This window comes from Natronorubrum bangense (assembly GCF_004799645.1).
GTDB lineage: Archaea > Halobacteriota > Halobacteria > Halobacteriales > Natrialbaceae > Natronorubrum > Natronorubrum bangense.
This window is the reverse complement of record NZ_CP031305.1, coordinates 636430-654700: the sequence shown is the minus strand read 5'-3', so window position 1 is coordinate 654700 and position 18271 is coordinate 636430. Positions and strand designations below refer to the sequence as shown.

Annotated in this window: 20 protein-coding genes; 9 read left to right on the top strand and 11 right to left on the bottom strand. The window is 62.3% G+C overall.

Annotated elements, in window-relative coordinates; all coding sequences use genetic code 11:
* Positions 1-97: 97 nt before the first annotated feature.
* The gene (yjjX, locus tag DV706_RS03290) at positions 98-643 is read right to left on the bottom strand and encodes an inosine/xanthosine triphosphatase (RefSeq protein WP_006066569.1); all 546 of its coding nucleotides are present in this window, start codon (positions 641-643) and stop codon (positions 98-100) included.
* A 219-nt stretch (positions 644-862) separates the two neighbouring features.
* On the opposite strand from yjjX, the gene DV706_RS03285 reads away from it, so the two are divergent.
* From DV706_RS03285 to DV706_RS03265, 5 genes are all read left to right on the top strand, one after another.
* Positions 863-1843: a transcription initiation factor IIB gene (locus tag DV706_RS03285; RefSeq protein WP_006066570.1), complete on the top strand. Its 981-nt coding sequence runs from the start codon at positions 863-865 to the stop codon at positions 1841-1843.
* 123 nt (positions 1844-1966) lie between these two features.
* A complete protein-coding gene (locus DV706_RS03280; protein WP_338043239.1) occupies positions 1967-2221 on the top strand; it encodes a UPF0058 family protein in 255 nt (84 codons plus the stop codon).
* Between the two features lie 190 nt (positions 2222-2411).
* Positions 2412-3095, top strand: a complete 684-nt coding sequence (locus tag DV706_RS03275; protein ID WP_006066572.1) for a type I 3-dehydroquinate dehydratase — start codon at positions 2412-2414, stop codon at positions 3093-3095.
* Positions 3096-3272: 177 nt separating this feature from the next.
* Positions 3273-4340: a CAP domain-containing protein gene (locus DV706_RS03270; RefSeq protein ID WP_006066573.1), complete on the top strand. Its 1068-nt coding sequence runs from the start codon at positions 3273-3275 to the stop codon at positions 4338-4340.
* 146 nt (positions 4341-4486) lie between these two features.
* On the top strand, positions 4487-4933 hold the full coding sequence (locus DV706_RS03265) for a zinc ribbon domain-containing protein (RefSeq protein WP_006066574.1): 447 nt from the start codon (positions 4487-4489) through the stop codon (positions 4931-4933).
* Positions 4934-5063: 130 nt separating this feature from the next.
* On the opposite strand, the gene DV706_RS03260 is transcribed toward DV706_RS03265, so the two are convergent.
* Positions 5064-6257 carry a 3-dehydroquinate synthase II gene (locus tag DV706_RS03260; protein WP_006066575.1) on the bottom strand — a complete coding sequence of 398 codons (1194 nt, stop codon included), beginning with the start codon at positions 6255-6257 and terminating at the stop codon, positions 5064-5066.
* Between the two features lie 174 nt (positions 6258-6431).
* On the opposite strand from DV706_RS03260, the gene DV706_RS03255 reads away from it, so the two are divergent.
* A complete protein-coding gene (locus DV706_RS03255) occupies positions 6432-7109 on the top strand; it encodes an HAD family hydrolase (RefSeq protein WP_006066576.1) in 678 nt (225 codons plus the stop codon).
* A 24-nt stretch (positions 7110-7133) separates the two neighbouring features.
* Here DV706_RS03255 and DV706_RS03250 read toward each other — a convergent pair whose 3' ends face one another.
* Positions 7134-7667 (bottom strand): hypothetical protein, encoded by a 534-nt coding sequence (locus tag DV706_RS03250; RefSeq protein WP_006066577.1) that lies wholly within the window; start codon positions 7665-7667, stop codon positions 7134-7136.
* 56 nt (positions 7668-7723) lie between these two features.
* Positions 7724-8302 carry a SprT family zinc-dependent metalloprotease gene (locus DV706_RS03245; protein ID WP_006066578.1) on the bottom strand — a complete coding sequence of 193 codons (579 nt, stop codon included), beginning with the start codon at positions 8300-8302 and terminating at the stop codon, positions 7724-7726.
* A gap of 92 nt (positions 8303-8394) precedes the next feature.
* Between DV706_RS03245 and DV706_RS03240 the strand changes: the two genes are divergently transcribed.
* Positions 8395-9363, top strand: a complete 969-nt coding sequence (locus tag DV706_RS03240; protein WP_006066579.1) for a phosphorylase family protein — start codon at positions 8395-8397, stop codon at positions 9361-9363.
* 18 nt (positions 9364-9381) lie between these two features.
* On the opposite strand, the gene DV706_RS03235 is transcribed toward DV706_RS03240, so the two are convergent.
* The 4 genes from DV706_RS03235 to trpC are packed head-to-tail and all read right to left on the bottom strand — an operon-like array spanning position 9382 to position 13293.
* Positions 9382-10179 carry a 2-amino-3,7-dideoxy-D-threo-hept-6-ulosonate synthase gene (locus tag DV706_RS03235; protein ID WP_006066580.1) on the bottom strand — a complete coding sequence of 266 codons (798 nt, stop codon included), beginning with the start codon at positions 10177-10179 and terminating at the stop codon, positions 9382-9384.
* A 24-nt stretch (positions 10180-10203) separates the two neighbouring features.
* A complete protein-coding gene (gene trpA / locus DV706_RS03230) occupies positions 10204-11208 on the bottom strand; it encodes a tryptophan synthase subunit alpha (protein WP_006066581.1) in 1005 nt (334 codons plus the stop codon).
* Positions 11205-12470 (bottom strand): tryptophan synthase subunit beta, encoded by a 1266-nt coding sequence (gene trpB / locus DV706_RS03225; protein WP_006066582.1) that lies wholly within the window; start codon positions 12468-12470, stop codon positions 11205-11207. The genes trpA and trpB overlap by 4 nt, the downstream gene beginning before the upstream one ends.
* Positions 12471-12507: 37 nt before the next feature.
* Positions 12508-13293: an indole-3-glycerol phosphate synthase gene (gene trpC / locus DV706_RS03220; protein ID WP_006066583.1), complete on the bottom strand. Its 786-nt coding sequence runs from the start codon at positions 13291-13293 to the stop codon at positions 12508-12510.
* Positions 13294-13411: 118 nt separating this feature from the next.
* Between trpC and DV706_RS03215 the strand changes: the two genes are divergently transcribed.
* Positions 13412-13882, top strand: a complete 471-nt coding sequence (locus tag DV706_RS03215) for an MGMT family protein (protein ID WP_006066584.1) — start codon at positions 13412-13414, stop codon at positions 13880-13882.
* A gap of 40 nt (positions 13883-13922) precedes the next feature.
* Here the strand turns inward: DV706_RS03215 and DV706_RS03210 are convergent, their stop codons facing one another.
* The 3 genes from DV706_RS03210 to lonB are packed head-to-tail and all read right to left on the bottom strand — an operon-like array spanning position 13923 to position 17460.
* Positions 13923-14276: a hypothetical protein gene (locus tag DV706_RS03210; RefSeq protein WP_006066585.1), complete on the bottom strand. Its 354-nt coding sequence runs from the start codon at positions 14274-14276 to the stop codon at positions 13923-13925.
* Between the two features lie 25 nt (positions 14277-14301).
* Positions 14302-15252 (bottom strand): CPBP family intramembrane glutamic endopeptidase, encoded by a 951-nt coding sequence (locus DV706_RS03205; RefSeq protein WP_006066586.1) that lies wholly within the window; start codon positions 15250-15252, stop codon positions 14302-14304.
* A gap of 6 nt (positions 15253-15258) precedes the next feature.
* Positions 15259-17460 (bottom strand): ATP-dependent protease LonB, encoded by a 2202-nt coding sequence (gene lonB / locus DV706_RS03200; RefSeq protein ID WP_006066587.1) that lies wholly within the window; start codon positions 17458-17460, stop codon positions 15259-15261.
* A gap of 252 nt (positions 17461-17712) precedes the next feature.
* Here lonB and DV706_RS03195 point away from each other — a divergent pair, with 252 nt between their 5' ends.
* The gene (locus tag DV706_RS03195) at positions 17713-18231 is read left to right on the top strand and encodes a nicotinamide-nucleotide adenylyltransferase (protein ID WP_006066588.1); all 519 of its coding nucleotides are present in this window, start codon (positions 17713-17715) and stop codon (positions 18229-18231) included.
* Positions 18232-18271 lie beyond the last annotated feature (40 nt).

Genomic DNA, 18271 nt, shown 5'->3' with positions numbered 1-18271 from the left:
TCGTATAAATCGAACGCCATCCACACGACGACCGTCTACCAACTGAGACGCACTCTAACGATTGCAGCGCCGCTGTTCGATCAGGCAACGCTGACTGTCAGCTGTTCCGGCCCTCGGCAGTCGAACGACGGTCGTCGCTGGCAGCGATAAACGGCCCGAACGCACAGGCGACTGCCTCGCCGAGTGCCTGTGTCCGACTCGTCAGCCCGGCCGTCAGCACGCCCGCAGCGCCGTCGTCCTCGGCGATGCCGTCGGTTCCGAGCCGGTCGTCCATCACCGGCCCCAGTTCGGCTCCGTCCGCGAGACGGGTTGCGACGTCGTCGGGAAGCGACAACGTTGGACCGCCACCGCGTTCGATCCGTTCGCCATCGGTCACGGCAGCCCACATGATCAGCGAAAGCCCCGGGACGCCCTCGAGTCGGGCGACACCACCCTCGAGACCAACACCGTAGTCGGCATCAGTCGCCTCGAGTGCTCGGCGAGCGCGGGTTTCAGCACCCGTTACGGTTTCTTCGATCGACCACGGCTGCTCGGGAACGCCAGAGTCGACCGAGACCGCCATGACGGTCGGCTCGAATTGATCGAGTGTCCGTTCGACTGCGTCTATTTTGACCGGGTTCGTACTTCCGACTGCGACGTCCATACGCGCGATTCGAACGGCGCGACTTTGGGGGTACCGATCCGGAGTGACAGCTTCGTTTTAATGTTTTAATCGTTAATGCTAGTTTCCGCGAATTACCCGTTCTCGAGAGCTGTCTGGCTACGATTTCGAAACCCTTAACCTTTGAGTGTCAGAACGAGGTAGGTAACGAATCCGTCCGGGCTTTTGCAGTCAGTTCGGCCGGTCAGCATTTGCCATCGCATGACCAACACCACATCGAACACCAGAGTACGGCGTACCGGACCCGAAACGAACGAAAAGACGACAGAAAACGAACAGAGCGACCTTGCCTGCCCAGAGTGTGCTGGCAACCTTGTTGTCGACGACGAACACGGTGAAACCATCTGTGAGGACTGTGGGCTCGTCGTCGAAGAGGATTCCGTCGACCGTGGCCCCGAGTGGCGAGCGTTCGACGCCGCCGAGAAAAACGAGAAGTCCCGTGTCGGTGCACCCACGACGAACACGATGCACGACAAGGGGCTCTCGACAAACATCGACTGGCGAAACAAAGACGCCTACGGCAACTCGCTTGGCTCCCGCCAGCGCGAGAAGATGCAGCGGCTGCGCAAATGGAACGAGCGCTTCCGCACGCGCGACTCCAAAGAGCGGAACCTGAAACAGGCCCTCGGTGAGATCGACCGTATGGCCTCCGCGCTTGGCCTCCCGACAAACGTCCGCGAGACCGCTTCTGTGATCTATCGGCGCGCACTCAACGAGGACCTGCTGCCCGGTCGCTCGATCGAAGGTGTCTCCACGGCCTGTGTCTACGCCGCTGCTCGACAGGCTGGCGTTCCTCGCAGTCTCGACGAAATCGCCGACGTCTCCCGCGTTGAGAAAAACGAGATCGCCCGCACCTACCGCTACGTCGTCCGAGAACTCGGCCTCGAGGTCCAGCCGGCTGACCCCGAAAGCTACGTGCCACGGTTTGCCTCCGGGCTCGATCTCTCCGACGAGGCTGAACACCGCGCCCGCGGCCTGCTCCAGAACGCCAAGGAGAAAGGCGTCCACAGCGGCAAATCGCCAGTCGGCCTCGCCGCAGCGGCCGTCTACGCTGCTGCACTGCTGACCAACGAGAAGACCACGCAGGCCGCCGTCAGCGACGTCGCCGACATCTCCGAAGTGACGATCCGGAACCGGTACCACGAACTCCTCGAGGCCGAGGAGACGCTCGGACTGGCCTGATCGGCGGCAATCGATCCACGGTCAGTGTTCTGTGAGACAGTTACTCTTCGCTGTTTGCTGCTTTCCGAATACGTCAGCGCGACGGTTTTACTCCGAGAGTATGCAAAAGGCTCTAAGTGAACGATGGTCGTGAGAAAATCTAGCATGCGATCACAGGAGTACGTGCAGCTTCACGCGCTGCTTGAAGAGATACGTTCGACTGTCGACGGGGACCAATACATGACAGACGCGTTTGCAGCGTACGACACCCAGCCCATCCGGCCGGCACACGTCCACCGTTCGAAAGCGGACCATCGACGGGCGATCTTCTTACTCCTCGCGGGAATCCGCGACACGATCGACGCACGGACCACCGCGGAAGTAGCAGCCCGATACTGACTGCTGTCGGTCTTTTTCGCCACCCACGACCTGTCCGTGCGGGTGCCCCGGGAAAGCGGGGCAGCAATCCGTATGAGAGTGTACCGTTACCGAGCCGTTCAATCCTGTTCGATCTGCCATCGACATGTGAGACACCACTGCCAGCGCCTCGAGCAGACGCCTTTTTATCGATCCGAACGACTCTTCGCACATGGATTTCGATTCGTTCATCCTCGCCGCATCGACCGCTGATCTCTCCGAAGAACCCGCCGCCCGTGAACACGCTGACGCGATCGAGTATCGGATGGATCTCGCTGACGAGCCACTGGTCGCCCTCGAGGCCTACGACGATGGCGACGGCGAGCTCCCGATTCTCGCCACGAACCGAGCCGAGTGGGAAGGCGGCGAGTGGAGCGGTGACGACGAGCGACGACTCGAGATACTTGCCGAGGCGACTGCCATCGGTGCCGTCGAAGCGATCGACATCGAACTCGAGACGATCCTCGCAGGCGACGCCGACAATGTTCTCGAGACGGCACGCGAACGCGACGTTGCGGTGGTTGCGTCGGCACATGACTTCGAGGGGACGCCGACGCGCGGCGAGCTGGTTTCGACGCTGACGGAAGCACACAAGCACGCGGACGTTGCCAAGATCGCTGTGACTGCCGAGTCGCGAAAAGACACGCTCGCCGTGCTTGCGGCGACCGAACAGCTGACTGCCCACGGCGATCCCGTTGCGACGATGGCGATGGGCGAACTGGGCAGTCATACACGTGCGGTTGCACCAGTGTACGGATCGAAAATCGGCTACGCGCCCGTCGACCCCGACAACGCGACTGCGCCGGGCCAGTACGACCTCGAGACGCTTTCGCGACTGGTCGCGGAACTCAGTTAATCGCGCCAGCACTCCGGCGAGACGACTGCTTGCTTTGGACCGTCGATCATTGTGCCACGAGTGGCAACGCTGGTCATAATACTGGTGTACATGTGAACCCGACTGCTGTTATCAATCGTTCACACAGCCGTGAGTGTACGGATGAAAAGACTGTCACGAACTGTAGTAACGATTGCGATGATTGCGGTCCTTGTCGGAAGTGCGGTTGGTGTCGGGGCCGCAACACCTGGCGCAGCCGGTTCACATTCATACGATGATACTGATGACTGGGTTGTCGACGTCTCAACGCTGACTCCGTTCGATGAGGAGCGGTCGATAACGACCGAGGATCAGTCGACAGCCACCGACACGATGCTGTCTATCCAGCATGTGCTCAACACCGTCTTTTCGAGTGTGTTCGATATGTTGGATACCAAGTCGGTCCACGTCGACGATGACGATTCGAGCGAGGTCGACACGGAGCCGGAAGCTGATTCGTCCGAGTCGGTCGAAGACGGGTCCGACGGCGAGCGTGATGACACTGCCGATGAGGAGTCCCACGAGGACAAAGACGACAGTTCAGAGACGGACGACTCGAGCGACTCCGATACCGACGACGACAGTTCAGAGACGGACGACTCGAATGAGTCAGTCGCCGACGAAACCGACGACACGGATGGAGACGATGCAGGCGATGAGCACACTGGCGTAGACGGCGATGAGAGCGATACCGACGCTGGGGATGCCGACGACGACACGGGTGCAGACGACGCCGACGGGAGCGATGCGGACACGCTCGAGTGGGCACTCGTCGAACAGTACATCCACGAAGGGATCAACGAGGAACGCACTACCCGCGGTCTCGAGGCGCTCGAGTTCGACGAAGACCTGCAGGAAATCGCACGCGGACACAGCGAAGACATGGCTGAACGCGGCTACTTCAGCCACACCGACCCGGAGGGCAACGCCTTCGCTGATCGCTACGCGGAACACGGCTACGAGTGTCGGGCGTACACGGACGGTGGCACGTACTACATTGGCGGCGAGAACATCGCCTACACGTACGTCGACCAACCGGTCCAGACGGACTCGGGCGACGTCGTCCGCCACACGACCGAACGAGAACTGGCCGACGGCCTCGTCGAGCAGTGGATGAACTCGGATGAGCATCGCGAGAACATCCTCGCCGACCACTGGAACAACGAAGGGATCGGGATCGCTGTGACTGACAACGATCGGGTGTACGCGACCCAGAACTTCTGCTAGCGACCAGTCCCAGCAGTACCGGCACCATTTCCTCGGATCGTTTGAACGGACTCGAGCCGAGGCGTCGGCGGCCGTGATTGATCGCCAGATGAGACGAAAAGAGAAATCGGAATGTTAAGGGCACCGGTGCCCTAGCACCACGTACGATGACATGGCTCCGCGCGATCGCTGCCGCTGGCCTCTCAGTGCTCATGCCCGGTGCAGGTCACGCTCTCATTCGGGACTGGCTCCGTGCACTCGTGTTTGCCGGTCTCTACTTTTCGGCAATCTTGCTCTTTTTCCCAACTGATCAGATCGCTGCCGCTGGCTCGATATCCGAGGCAATGGATGTCCTCACTGCAGAAACCGATACCGTCTCTCAGTTTGCCCTCTCGTTTCTCGTCTTGTTTGCAGCGATCGACGCCACGTTCCGGGCAGCCGGCTTCCCACCGAGCAGCAACAGCTCCGGCGACGGGCCGTCCTGCCCACAGTGTGGCAAAGAACTCGACGACGACCTCGAGTTCTGCCACTGGTGTACGACCCGCCTCGAGCCAATCGAGCCGCAGGATGCTGACGAACCCGCCCAGGACCAGGAAGAAACAGCGCGACCGTAAGCCAACGGCCCCAGTCTCGCCTTCTCGGTTCGGTGAGATCGGATCGCCGTCCTATTTGTTCGCCTCGATGAAAACGGTTCGACAGCAGGCGTGACGACCGCCGTCAGACCAGTTCCGCAGCGCAGCCGCGTTATTTCTCGATGATGCTCTCTTCGACGGCCTCACCGAAGTGGCGGGCAGTGTCCTCGTAGAACAGCCGAAGCTCGTCGCCGGCCTCGAGGTCCGTGACGGCCGTCCGACCGTCGCGCGTGGCCACCTTGATCGTCTCTGCGTTCTGGAGCAGCGTTTCGACGCGGTCGCCGTTGTCGGTTTCTAAGGCGACGCGGAACATCGGCCGTTTCTCGATTTTGACGCGGCCGACGATCGCTTCACGGGTGTTGCCCGCGAGGTCGACGACCTGGACTTCGTCACCGCTCTGGAGTTCCGAGAGGTACTTCGTGCCGCCATCGGGGGTGCGAACGTAGGCGTGGACGGCACCGGCGTTGACCCGGAACGGGCGTGAGGCGACGTACGGTGAGTCGGCCGTCTCGGCGTGGACGAACACGAGCCCGCGCGCCATCGAGCCGACGAGCATCCCTTCGTCGTGTTCGAGCAGACTGCCCGTATCGACACAGACCCGGTCGGCACTGCCGATCTGCTCGACATCGAGCACTTCTGCGTACTCGAGGTCCAGCGACTCGCGTTCGGCTTCGTCGCGGACCTCGACGGTCTTGCGGATCTCGTCGGGATCGTCCGAGTCGAGCAGAACCGAATCGGAACCGATCTCGAGCGTTTCGAACGCCGTCTTGGCCTCCTCGGCGCTGGTCACGCCGGCGATGAGGTCGGTTTCCTCGCCGATGCGGGCGATCAGGTTCTCGAGTGGGATGATCGTCCAGTCCTCGCCGATGACGATGGTGTAGTCGGCCTCCTCGGCTGCGGTTTCAGCGAACTGTTCGTACTCCTTGGCAAGGATGCGGATGTAGGCACCGCGCTCTAAGTCGCCGTCTCGGCGAAGCGTCGAGAGATCCGCCGATCCGGAGAAGTCCTCGGGGAGGTCGATCGTTGCGTCACCCTCGCCGTCTTTCCCGACGATGACGGCGTCGGGCTGTGCGTTCGGCTCGGCCTCCTCGACATCGTCGGCGTCGACGTCATCGACCAGCGTCACGTCACCGTCGGTTCGGAACGCTGCAACGTTGATATCCCCGAGTTCGCGCACACGGGAGACGTCATCTTCGTCGACCAGTACCCAGTCTGCACCCGCCTCGAGCGCGGTGGTGATCCGCGCGCGGCGGTCGTCCCAGTCGCCGACGGTGTCGTCGGCTTTTACCCAGACAGATCGCGTCATAAATCGACCGACGAAGGGCACTGGCTTGAACGTGGCGAATGCCACAGACCTCACCGCCACGCTGTCGTGGCCAGCGCCGAATGCCGGCGACCCGAGGCGCTCGACCGCACTTGCCTGTATCGACCACCGACGGCGGCGAAACGTTGAGAACGCGTGCCCTCGTAGGACAGGGCAATGACTGCGTACGAGGCGATCTATTTCGATCTCGATCGGACACTCTGTGAGCCCACGCAGGACGCTGCGACGCTGCTCGAGTCGACGTTCGACCGGGTCGACGTCGACCCGTTCTGTACGCCAGCTGATCTGCGGGCCGTCGTGCCGTCGCTGCCGACGGCCCAGACGGATCGTGAGTTCTACGAGAATCTGTTTGCCGAAGCAGCCAACCGCGCTTCCGTCGATCCCGCCATCTCCTCGTCGCTCGCAGATCAGTATCTCGAGGTACAGGATCCGACTGCCGTCCAGTTTCGTCCCGGGGCGAAGCGCGCCCTCGAGCGTGCTCGTGAGTGTGGGCCGGTCGGTCTCATCACCAACGGCGGACGACCGACGCAGACGAAGAAACTCGATGCACTCGACATTGCAGACGCTTTCGACGTCCGTGTCTTCACGGACCCAGGTGCCGGGATCGATCCCAAACCGAGCACGGTCCCGTTCGAACGGGCGCTTGCGGAACTCGAGGTCGCTGCCGACGCGGCGATCCACGTTGGCGATTCGCTCCACGCAGATATCGCGGGTGCGAACGCCATGGGGATCGATTCGGCGTGGATCGACACCGGGCAAGCAAGCCTCGACGACACGCCACACAGACCGACGTACGAACTCCCGTCGCTCGAAGCGTTCGAGACGATCGTGTAACCCATCGGGCGGCCGGAGACGTGACTACTGTTTGGGAAGTAGATCCGTGTGGACGACGGCCCGATACTGGTCGCTGGTCACTGCCTCGAGTCGTTTGAGCAGTGCAGTTCCTTCGGCGAACTCCTCGGGAAGCGCGAAGGGATCGTCGTCTCGCTTGTCGCGTCGCGTACAGTGTTTAACAAACGAGAGTAACGTCTGGTCGGTCCCCTCTCGAGCGTACACGACGCCGATATCCTCGGTGACCTGATCGGTCCAGTGGTCGAGTAGCCGTTCGATCTCACGCCGTCGCGTGCGTTGTTTTTCAGCCAGCTGTGAGACATCGAGTTCGGTCTCACCGAGGACGTCATCGAAGACGTCCTGTAACTCTGCGGCGTTGTCATCGAGTGATGGCGCGTCGGCATCAGCCTCGAGCAACTCGACGAACGCCTCGAGTTCGGTTCGTCGGACGGCGATCGGATAGACGAAGTCGTGGGTGTCTTGTGGCAGTTTGTACGACCGGCCTTCGACCCCGTGTTCGCCAGCGTCTGATTTCCCCAGCATCAAGTCGAGTATACCCATACCTGAAACAGATAGAGGAAGTCGAATAAGTGTTCCGTGGCTGTTCGGCGCCGCCCTCACCACGCATCTCCAACTGCTGCTTTCGCCCCGCCAAAGCCGCTTGCAGTCGTCCATCTCCGTCCACTTGCTGCGTGTTCGACCTCGTAGCGACCGCCACAGCAACCACAGCGGTACTGATCGGGCGCTTTCACTGGCTTCGAGGCTCGATAGCGTTTCGCCTGCCACTCACAGTCGGCCTCGAGACACCGGAGCATGTAGCGTGGCGCGGCGAACGCCTGACAGTGGCGTGGCGCGTCGATTGCCGCTGCTCGCTTACGAAACCGTGGCCCGTGACCCGACTCGCCAAAGCGCTGGAACTCCCAGGCATGGACGAGTTCGTGTCTGATGACGCCAGCGAACGCCGGCCATGCATACTGCTCGTAGGCCTGCCGCGTAAGCACGATCGTCGCCACTCCGCGGTCGGCGTCCCACCGACACGCCCCCGCCCGTCGACGAGCACGCGTCGTCACAGTCCACTCGAGGGCCTCACGGTCGATCTCGAGGCCGTGATCGTCGATTACCTCGCGGGTGTGAATGCGGGCTCGAGCGACGATTTCGTCGTCGATCGTGAGGGGTGTGTCGTCGCTGTCGCTCACGGGTGAGGGAACGACGCCGGCGGTCGAAATGCTTCCGATCGGGACCGTCAGAAACGAGCGATACTTTGGTGGGCCATCCCCAGGTCTTCGCTATGGACGCGGACGAATCGCTCCCGGCACCACGGGAGCCCGATCCGAACACGCCCGTTTGCCCCACTGGGCTGGTTCTCACCGCCGTCGCCGAGTCGCCACTGGACGAACGAGCGCCGTGGCTCGAGCGATACGAGATCGTCGACGCGCTCGCAATCCCGGGAACCGAGACGCCGCTGTATCTGACTGTCTCGGGACTCGCCATCACGACGACTGGCATCGGCAAAAGCGACGCGGCGACGACGGTCACTGCGTTGCTCGCGAGTCCACGTGTCGATCTCGACTCGGCGTATATCGTCTCGAGCGGTATCGCCGGCTCCGCACCCGAAACGACCGCACTCGGCTCCGTCGCGATCGCAGACGCGGTCGTCGACTGGGATCGAAAACACCGCTGGGATCGACGGACAACGAGCGACACCGAAACGGTACCAGCGAGCGGATCCGAGAGCACGCCGATCGATCTACTGGCGTATCGGCCCCGCGACTACGTTCACCACCTCGAGCCATCCGTCGTCGACTGTGCACTCACTACCGCCGAACGCGTCGAGCTCAGCGCGGACGACGCCGTCCGGGACTACCAGAACCAGTACCCGACGGCAGCGGACGCCGGGCCGTCGATCGAGCGCGGGACGACTGTCTGTGGCGATGAGTTCTGGCACGGCCCCCAGTACGCGCGGGAGGTTGAGTGGCTCTGTGAGGCCTACGACGTCGCACCCTACGTGACGACCCAGATGGAAGACGCCGCGACGGCGACCGCTCTCGAGCGATTTGATCTTCGCGAGCGCTATCTGAGTGTGCGTGCCGTCGCCAACTACGACCGGCCGGCCCCTGGCCAATCCGTCGAGGAGAGTTTCGACGGCAACCCGTCGACTCTCGAGTTGGCGATCGACAACGCCGCTCGAGTCGGTTCAGCAGTTATCGAGGCGCTCGTCGCGACTGATCCACTCGCGATCGGCGACAGCGAGAAGTAGGTAGTGGGAGTCGCCTGATTAGGCCTCGAGCGCGAGTCCGGCTTCCGTAAGCGCTTCCTCGGTCGAGAGGTCGTCGTGAACGACGCCCGCGACGGCGCGGGCGATCGCTTCGGGGTTGTCGTGCTGGAAGATCGATCGGCCCATCGAGACGCCTGCACCGCCGGCGTCCATCACACCGCGGACCATCTCGATCGTCTCGCGATCGGTTCCTTTCGAGCCACCGGCGATGACAACCGGGAGGCGAGTCGACTCGACGACGTGCTGGAAGCTCTCGGCATCGCCGCTGTAGCCCGTTTTGACGATGTCTGCACCGAGCTCCTCGGCGAGTCGAACCGCATGACCGAGCGCTTCGGGATCTTCGGGGTCGACGCCTGGCCCGCGGGCGTAGGCCATCGCGAGCACTGGCATTCCGAACTGTTTCGCGGTTGCCGTGACCTCCGAGAGCTGGGCGATCTGGTTGGGTTCGTGGTCCGAGCCGACGTTGATGTGGAATGAGACGGCGTCAGCGCCGACGCGGACGGCTTCCTCGACGGTGCCGGTCATGCGCTTGTCGTTCTCGTCGGGGCCGATCGTCGTCGAGCCGTTGAGGTGGACGATGTATCCTTTCCCGTTTTTGTTGTCGTGGACGCGAGGCGCGATGCCTTTCTGGGTAAGGACTGCATCGGCTCCACCGCTGGTGACGCCATCAATCGTCGATTCGATGTCTTTCAGCCCCTGGCAGGCACCGATCGTGATGCCGTGGTCCATCGGGATGATTACGTACGTGCCGTCTGTGCCGATTCGATCGAGTCGTGCGTCGATTCCTGTCGTAGTCATTGCGGGAGTGTAGCAAGCTTGCAGTTATGGCTGTTCTGGTTCTGGAGCGTCGATCGGGTCCGCCTCAGTGCCACCGCCGGCACCGCGGAGCGCACCGCGTTTGAGTTCCTGGGCTTTAGCCTCGAGGTCGCTCGCCGGATCGTCGCTGTCGGCAACGATGTCGATGAGCGCGCTGCCGACGATCACGCCGTCTGCGCCGGCCTCGATGATCTCGGCCGCGTGCTCGCCCTTGCTGACGCCGAAGCCGACCGCCTTCGGGACATCGTACGCCGAGAGACGCGCGAGGCTGTCGTGGGTCGCGTTCGAGACGTCCGCGCGTGCGCCCGTCGTGCCGAGTCGGGCCTGTACGTAGGCAAAGCCCGACACCTGTGACATGATCGTCTCGAGCCGTTCGCCCTCGGTCGTCGGCGCGATGATGAAGACGAGGTCGAGGCCGTGGTCGTCACAGGCCTCGCGAAGCGGCTCCGACTCCTCGGCGGGCAGGTCGGGGACGATGATCCCCGAGAGTCCGACCTCGGCCGCGCGTTCGACGAAGGGACGAACATCGGGTTTGCTCTGCGGCGGCGCCGCATCGCTCTCCGAGGCACGTGGCGCCTCGCTGTCACCATACTGTAAGATCATATTGTAGTAGGTCATCACCAACAGCGGGGCCTCGGTCTCGAGGTCATCAACCAGTTCGAAAAAGCCGGCCGCCGTCGTGCCAGCTTCGAGCGCGCGGTTGATCGCCGCCTGAATCGTCGGCCCTTCTGCGATCGGTTCGGAAAAGGGCAGGCCGAGTTCGATCAGATCCGCACCGCCTCGGTCCAGCGCTTCGACGTACGCTTTGGTGTCCTCGAGCGACGGATCGCCCGCGGTGAGATAGGTGATGAGCGCGGGGTGGTTGTCGCGGATGGCCGCTTCGATGTCGCTGTCGAACTGCTCGCCGCCGTCAGCTCGCAGTTCGCCGCTCGCGCTCGCGGGTCGCTCTGTCCCGTCGCTCCCCGCTCTCCGAGGATCGTCTCCCGTTGGTCGTCGATCCTCGTCGATCATCGGTCAAACACCTCCACATCCGGAGCCGCCTCGAGGTCGCGTTTTTCGGTCTCCTCGAGCACCGTTTCTAAGTCCTTGTCGCCGCGCCCGGAGACGTTGACGATGACGACCTCGCCGAGTTCCTCGTGGGATTCTTCGAGGTAGCCGAACGCGTGACTCGTCTCGAGGGCGGGGATGATCCCCTCGAGGTTCGAGAGCCGGTGGAAGCCGTTGAGCGCGGCCTCATCGTCGACGCTCACGGGCGTGACGCGCCCAGTGTCGACGAGATGTGAGAGCTCGGGGCCGACACCGGCGTAATCGAGGCCGGCGCTGACGCTGTGGGATTCCATGATCTGGCCGTCCTCGCTCTGGAGGAGTCTGGTCATCGCGCCGTGGAGCACGCCGTCGGTCCCCGTCGAGAGCGTCGCGGAGTTCGGGGCCAGCGCGTTTTTCTCGTCGATCTCGAGACTCGAGCCGCCAGCCTCGACGGCGTACAGATCCACTGATTCGTCGGGGACGAACGCGTGAAACGTCCCCATCGTGTTCGAGCCGCCGCCGGCACAAGCGACGACGCTGTCAGGGAGTCGTCCCGCGCGCTCTCGAATCTGCTTGCGGGCTTCCTGTCCGATGACCGCCTGAAAGTCCCGTACGAGTTTCGGGAACGGATGCGGGCCAACGACCGAGCCGATCACGTAGTGAGTGGTCTCGACGGTCGTCGCCCAGTCGCGCATCGTCTCGTTGATCGCTTCCTTCAGCGTGCCGCTGCCGGCCGTGACGGGGTTGACCTCCGCACCGTTCATCCGCATCCGGTAGACGTTCGGCCGCTGGCGGTTGATGTCCGTCCGGCCCATGTAAATCTCACAGGGCATCTCGAGATGCGCCGCCGCCATCGCGGTCGCGGTGCCGTGTTGGCCCGCGCCGGTTTCGGCGATGATCCGCTCTTTGCCCATGTACTTCGCGAGCAGGACCTGTCCGAGCGCGTTGTTCAGCTTGTGTGCACCGCCGTGGAGCAGGTCTTCGCGTTTGAGGTAGATCTCTCGACCGTAGCGCTCGCTGAGTCGGTCCGCGCGCTGGAGTGGCGTCGGTCGGCCGCCGAAGTCGGCCATCCGCTCGCGGAACTCGTCCATGAAGCCGTCCTCGTTGTTGAGAACGTAGCGTTCGTAGGCGTCCTCGAGTTCCTGAACCGCTGGCATCAGGGCTTCAGGGACGTACTGGCCGCCGTAGTCGCCGAACGTCGCCTCGCTGTCGCGCTCGCGGTAGTTGTCGTGGTCGCTCGTGCTCATCGGTCTTCTCCGTGCTGGTGTGGCTGGTTGCTCATGTCTAATCGTCTCCGTCACCCGCATCGACTAGCTGTCGCGTGTTTTCGGTTACGTCGCTGTCGCCGCCAGAATGGTCCATGATGGCGCTGCCGACGAGCAGGGCGTCGGCTCCCGCCTCGCGCATCCGTCGGACGTCGGCTGGCGACGAAATCCCGCTTTCGGCGATCAACGTCACGTCGTCCGGTACGTGGGGCGCAACCGACTCGAAGGTTTCGAGGTCCACCTCGAGTCGACCGAGATCCCGGTTGTTCACCCCGATGATATCGGCACCGGCCTCGAGAGCAGTCTCGAGTTCCGCGCGGTCGTGGACCTCGACCAGCGGCTGGAAGCCCCGCTCACGGGTGGCGGTGATGAGGGCCTCGAGGTCGTCGACGAAACGGACGATCAGCAAGAGCAGATCGGATTTGACGACGTCGAGTTGGTCTTCTCGGACGACGAAATCCTTCCGAAGCACGGGGACGTCGACGGCCTCGCGGACGCGTGTCAGCGCCTCCGGCGAGCCACCGAAGTGGCTCGGTTCGGTGAGTACAGAAATCGCCGTCGCACCACCGTCGACCATCGCTTGTGCCAGTTCGACGGGGTCATCATCACGGGTTCCGTCGGCGGTTGGGCTCGTCGGTTTTACTTCGGCAATCACCGGGACACGGCCGTCGGCTTCAGCCCCAGCAATCGCGTCGGGCAGCGACTGCGCGTCTACGGCGAGTTGCGCATCCACGTCACCAGCCCGTTCCCGAGCAGCCTCGAGAATCGATGCTACTGCGGGAGCGAGCTCCGTCTCGGAGTTCATTATTGTACATCAACGTACTCATATGTACAAAAACCTTGCGCCATACCCTGTCGACGTCGACAGTCGATCGCTGGCTGTGACCGGCGATTATTCAAGGCCCTGCCTCCAAACCACTCATATGGAGGACGTCACGGACGCCGGAATTTACGCGCGGGAATCGTCGTATCTCGACCGATACGTCCAGTTCGGTGCCGCCAGTGGGCGCGTCCTGAGCGTATCGTTTCCCACAACACCCGAGGACAACGCCGAATCTGACCATCCCGTTCTCGATCGCATCTTCGAGTATCTCGACGGCCTCGAGGAGATCGAGTTCGACGACGTACAGGTGGCGCTGACCGTTCCAACCGACCAACGAGCGGTGTTAGAACAGGTTCGGGAGATCCCCTACGGCGAGCAAGTCGACGTCAAGGCACTCGCCCGGATGACGGCCGAACTGGACCCGGACGACGAAGACGACATTATTCTCGTCCGCACCGCCTTAGACGAGAATCCAGCCCCAATTCTCATTCCGGACCATCGTGTCCGCGATGGGCCAAGCGCTGCGCCACCAACCGTCGAACAGCGGCTGCGATCGCTTGAGGGACTGTAACGTCACAGTCGTCGCGCTCTCTTCGTTCTTTTTTCAACTTTCACTCGGCGTACCAGACGGCATAGATGTACAGTCCGATGCCGGCGAAGACGACGAGCGACGACACCTGTCCGATCGCTGGTGTGGCGGTCAGCAAGAACGCAAACTGGAGGAGTCCACCCACGATGAGACAGACGGCTGCGCCCACGATCGAAGAGATACCGCGTCCGCGACCAGCCTGTACATAGAGCACTGCTCCCACGCCGACCGCGATCACGCCGAAGACGATCTCGGAGACAATCACTGCCAGTGGATCGCCTGTGAGTTGTCCGTAGACGAGCAACGCGAAGTAGAACACGATACCGAAGAAAATCAGTCGATGGGCCGACTCTGACACGTTATCAAGGCCATTCATACCCGTACTGAACGGCCCCTGCCGCTTAGCTTTCGAGGGTCTGTGTCCACTCCACTTCGAGCCCCTCGTGGACGATGAACTCGAGGGCGTTGATCAGGTAGTGAGCAACGACGACCACGAGAAAGCTCCCGGTGAGGATGAAGATCCCTGCGAGGACGAACCCGAGCGCGCCCGTGACGACGATTCCCACCGATCCCTGCATCCCGTGTCCGAGGGCGAAGGCAACCGACGAGATCACGGCAAGCAGCCACGGCGACACCCCGAAACCGGCCGAGAGGACACCGATCAGCGCCGCCCGGAAGAGCAGTTCCTCGAAGACCGCGATAATGGGGAGCACGATGACCAGCAGGGCCAGCCAGCCCCGTTTCGACTCCGGTGCCAGCAGCTCTCGAAGCTGTTCGTCGTGTTCGAAGCCGAATCGAGTCGCCGCCGCGGCGCTGAGTTCGTTTGCGACGTAGAGAACGAGTCCGAAGACCGTCCCCAACACCAGGCCCTGCTCAAGGTAGGCGACGGAGAATTCGATTCCCAGCGCGTCGGCGGGAATCGCCGTGTAGATTACTGCGCCGAGCAAGACCAGCGCGAACAGTCCCTGCGAGAGCGCGACGTTTGCCAGGAGTTCGCCGGTCGACAGCGACCGGGGATCGGCGTTAGCTGGCTGGTAATGGCCGTCGTCGACTCCCGGCGTTTCCTCTGACGACGTCCGTGGGAGACCATCGCCGGTGTCGGAGGTCGTCTCACCCTCAAGGTCAGGCCCACGGTTGTCACTCGAGTCGACGGTGTTGGTCACTGGTTCGGGAGCGGCCGCCGGCTCGTGAGGCGGTTCCGATGGCAGTTCCGCAGACGACTCGGTCGCTGACCCATTGCTGTCGTCACCGGCAGCGGTTTCAGAAAACGCAGACTGTGTCAGTTGCGACAAACCCAGCAACAACACGAGGACGACGCCCGTAATGCCGGCGAACGTCGCCCAATCAGTCATCGATCGTTACTGTGGGCTCGGGTTCGACCCGCTTGCGGAGCCGACGGTGCTCTGTCCCTGATCGAACGCCGTGCCGGTGATCGACTTGAGCCGGTCGAGCAGCGAGTCCTTTTCGGGTTGGCCGATGAGGGCGACCTCGAGGACTTCGCTGATGTTCGAGCACGGGATGATCTCGATCATCTCCTCGTACTCGTCTTCGATCATCACGTCCTGTTCGTTGGCTTTCGGGATGATGACCGTCTCACAGCCGGCCTTGGCGGCGGCCTCGATCTTGTGGGTAACCCCACCGACTGGGAGCACGTCACCACGCACGGAGAGCGAGCCGGTCATGGCAATCGACTGGTCGACCGGGATATCCTCGAGCGCGGAAATCACGGCTGTTGCGACCGTAATCGAGGCGGAGTCGCCGTCGACACCACCTTCGCCAGCCTGGACGAACTGGATGTGGATGTCCTTCTCCGAGAGGTTCACGTCGGAGAACTTCTTGATGATCGCCGAAACGTTCTGGACCGACTCCTCGGCCATCTCTTTGAGCTGACCGGTCGCAATGACCTGGCCTGGCCCCTGAGCGGGAGCGATCTCTGCCATCACAGGCAGCATGATCCCGGAGTCTTCACCCATGACGGCGAGGCCGTTGACACGGCCCTCGACGCCACCGTCGGCGACCTGCAGTTCGTAGTCCTTGCGACGCTCGATGTAGTCGTCGGCGAGCTGTTGCTCGATCGACCGGGAGCGACGTTTGGCCTGCAAGACGTCCTCGCGGGTGGTGCGGTCACGGTCTTCGGCGCGGGCGATGTCACCCGCGACACGGACCAGTCCACCGAGGCTGCGGAAGTGCAGCGTCAGGTGGTTCTTGCGGCCCGAGCGACGTTTGGCCTCGAGGAGCACTTCTTCGACGGCGTCGTCGGTGAAGTGAGGCAGACGCCCGTCTCGTTCGACCTCCTGAGCGATAAAGCGGGCGTACTTGCGCCGCATCTCGGGCGTGTCCTCGATGGTGTCTTCCATGTACACCTCGTATCCGTACCCTTTGACACGGTTGCGGAGTGCGGGGTGCATGTTCTCCATCGCGTCCAGGTTCCCTGCAGCGATCATAATGAAGTCACAGGGGACGGGTTCGGTCTGGACCATCGCACCCGAGGAACGCTCGGATTGGCCCGTGATGGCGAACTCGCCTTCCTGAATCGCCGTCATCAGCTTCTGCTGGGTACGGACGTCGAGCGTGTTGATCTCGTCGACGAACAACACACCCTTGTTGGATTTGTGGATCGAGCCGGGCTCGACACGGTCGTGGCTCGGCGTCTCCATCCCGCCGGACTGGAACGGGTCGTGACGGACGTCGCCCAGCAGCGCGCCGGCGTGGGCACCGGTTGCGTCCTCGAACGGCGCGGTGCGCTGGTTGCCGTTGTTGACGATCATGTTGGGCACCATCGCGTCGGTGCCACGGGAGGTGTAGCGGAAGATCAGCCAGACGATCCCTGCCGCGAGGATGCCAAGCAGAATGCTGGCGGGACTGAGAATCGCATAGCCGATGATGATCGCAATGATGACCCACATCAGGATCGAGCGCATCTGGTTGCGCTTGCGGGCTTCCTCTTTGTGGGCGTCGATGATCTGTTCGCCCTTGCCTGCGGGGACGGTACGGACTTTCGGCGCGTTGCCGTCGTCTGGGTTGTGATACACCAGAACGTCCTGCAGATCCTCTTTTGGAAGCAGCTGACTCATCGCCTTCGCCAGCATCGACTTGCCGGTCCCCGGCGAGCCGATCATCATGACGTGGCGACGCTGTTTGGCTGCTTTGATGATGATATCTCGTGCCTCATCCTGGCCGATGACCTGGTCGACGAGGCGGTCGGGAACTTCGATATCTTCCGTGGAGTCGATTTTGAGGCCGCCCAGAAGGTCGTCTTCAGCGATCTCCTCGTCTATTTCGACTCCTGGATCGACCTCGACCGTGCTCCCCAGATCGTCGACGGTCTCGATATCGTCGTCCGGCTCGGTCGACTCGGGTTCGAACTCGTCGATCGGGTCGTCGAACTCGTCACCGTCGTCGACACCGCCGACGTCGTCGCCTTGGCCACCGCCCTCTTCGGGCGGTGTCCGGTCTCCCTGACGCGCTGGCTCTTGGTTCTGAGACTGTGCCTGCTCCTCCTCAGGCCCAGCGCCAGTGGCGTCTTCGGGAGGGTCGTCAACGTTCGTATCGTTACTCATAGAACTCTGTTCAGTATCTGGTCCGAAGGGATTGCCACTGATATACTTTCTCCATGCGGAGGATCGTGACAGTGGCTGAAACCGGGGACACAGCGCTCGAAACGAGTGATTGGCGATCTGGACCATTGGTTTCATCCGATACGATAATCGGCAAAATATGTAGCAAAGTTGTGTACAGTCACACACTGCCAAGAGCGGCCACCTGACCACGAACTCGCCACTCTTATACACGCTGCGCGAGCAGTTCACAGCATGACTCGGGGGTTCTACATTGGCCGCTTTCAGCCCTTTCACAACGGCCATCTCAGTATGGTCGAGCAGATCGCTGAGGACGTCGACGAACTCGTTCTTGGGATCGGGAGCGCAGACGATTCACACACGGTTCGCAACCCGTTTACAGCCGGTGAGCGGATCATGATGCTCACGAAGTCACTCGTCGACCACGATCTCGTGACGTATGCGGTCCCGATCGAGGACTTAGAGCGAAACTCCGTCTGGGTGAGCCATATCCAGAGTATGAGCCCGGACTTCGACGTTGCCTACTCGAACAACCCGCTTGTCATCCAACTCTTTCGGGAGGCCGAGATCGAGATCCGACAGTCGCCGATGTTCAACCGCGATGTCCTTGAAGGCAGTGAGGTCCGCGAGCGGATGATCAACGACGGCGATTGGGAGACGCTGGTTCCCGAAGCCGTCGTCAACGTCGTCGACGAGATCGACGGCATCGAACGGATTCAGATGATCAGCGGCTCGGATTCTGACCGCAACTGAGACGTCGGTTCTCGATTTTGATCGCAAGCCGCATCCACTT

What these genes read in the sequence shown, in the direction of transcription:
- DV706_RS03195 (WP_006066588.1), top strand. Translation starts at nt 17,713, where the DNA reads ATGACTCGGGGGTTCTACATTGGCCGCTTTCAGCCCTTTCACAACGGC.
- DV706_RS03265 (WP_006066574.1), top strand. Translation starts at nt 4,487, where the DNA reads ATGACATGGCTCCGCGCGATCGCTGCCGCTGGCCTCTCAGTGCTCATG.
- DV706_RS03205 (WP_006066586.1), bottom strand. Translation starts at nt 15,252, where the DNA reads ATGACTGATTGGGCGACGTTCGCCGGCATTACGGGCGTCGTCCTCGTG.
- trpB (WP_006066582.1), bottom strand. Translation starts at nt 12,470, where the DNA reads ATGAGCACGAGCGACCACGACAACTACCGCGAGCGCGACAGCGAGGCG.
- DV706_RS03285 (WP_006066570.1), top strand. Translation starts at nt 863, where the DNA reads ATGACCAACACCACATCGAACACCAGAGTACGGCGTACCGGACCCGAA.
- DV706_RS03260 (WP_006066575.1), bottom strand. Translation starts at nt 6,257, where the DNA reads ATGACGCGATCTGTCTGGGTAAAAGCCGACGACACCGTCGGCGACTGG.
- DV706_RS03275 (WP_006066572.1), top strand. Translation starts at nt 2,412, where the DNA reads ATGGATTTCGATTCGTTCATCCTCGCCGCATCGACCGCTGATCTCTCC.
- yjjX (WP_006066569.1), bottom strand. Translation starts at nt 643, where the DNA reads ATGGACGTCGCAGTCGGAAGTACGAACCCGGTCAAAATAGACGCAGTC.
- DV706_RS03240 (WP_006066579.1), top strand. Translation starts at nt 8,395, where the DNA reads ATGGACGCGGACGAATCGCTCCCGGCACCACGGGAGCCCGATCCGAAC.
- DV706_RS03280 (WP_338043239.1), top strand. Translation starts at nt 1,967, where the DNA reads ATGGTCGTGAGAAAATCTAGCATGCGATCACAGGAGTACGTGCAGCTT.
- DV706_RS03250 (WP_006066577.1), bottom strand. Translation starts at nt 7,667, where the DNA reads ATGGGTATACTCGACTTGATGCTGGGGAAATCAGACGCTGGCGAACAC.
- trpA (WP_006066581.1), bottom strand. Translation starts at nt 11,208, where the DNA reads ATGATCGACGAGGATCGACGACCAACGGGAGACGATCCTCGGAGAGCG.
- trpC (WP_006066583.1), bottom strand. Translation starts at nt 13,293, where the DNA reads ATGAACTCCGAGACGGAGCTCGCTCCCGCAGTAGCATCGATTCTCGAG.
- DV706_RS03215 (WP_006066584.1), top strand. Translation starts at nt 13,412, where the DNA reads ATGGAGGACGTCACGGACGCCGGAATTTACGCGCGGGAATCGTCGTAT.
- DV706_RS03235 (WP_006066580.1), bottom strand. Translation starts at nt 10,179, where the DNA reads ATGACTACGACAGGAATCGACGCACGACTCGATCGAATCGGCACAGAC.
- DV706_RS03210 (WP_006066585.1), bottom strand. Translation starts at nt 14,276, where the DNA reads ATGAATGGCCTTGATAACGTGTCAGAGTCGGCCCATCGACTGATTTTC.
- DV706_RS03270 (WP_006066573.1), top strand. Translation starts at nt 3,273, where the DNA reads ATGATTGCGGTCCTTGTCGGAAGTGCGGTTGGTGTCGGGGCCGCAACA.
- lonB (WP_006066587.1), bottom strand. Translation starts at nt 17,460, where the DNA reads ATGAGTAACGATACGAACGTTGACGACCCTCCCGAAGACGCCACTGGC.
- DV706_RS03255 (WP_006066576.1), top strand. Translation starts at nt 6,432, where the DNA reads ATGACTGCGTACGAGGCGATCTATTTCGATCTCGATCGGACACTCTGT.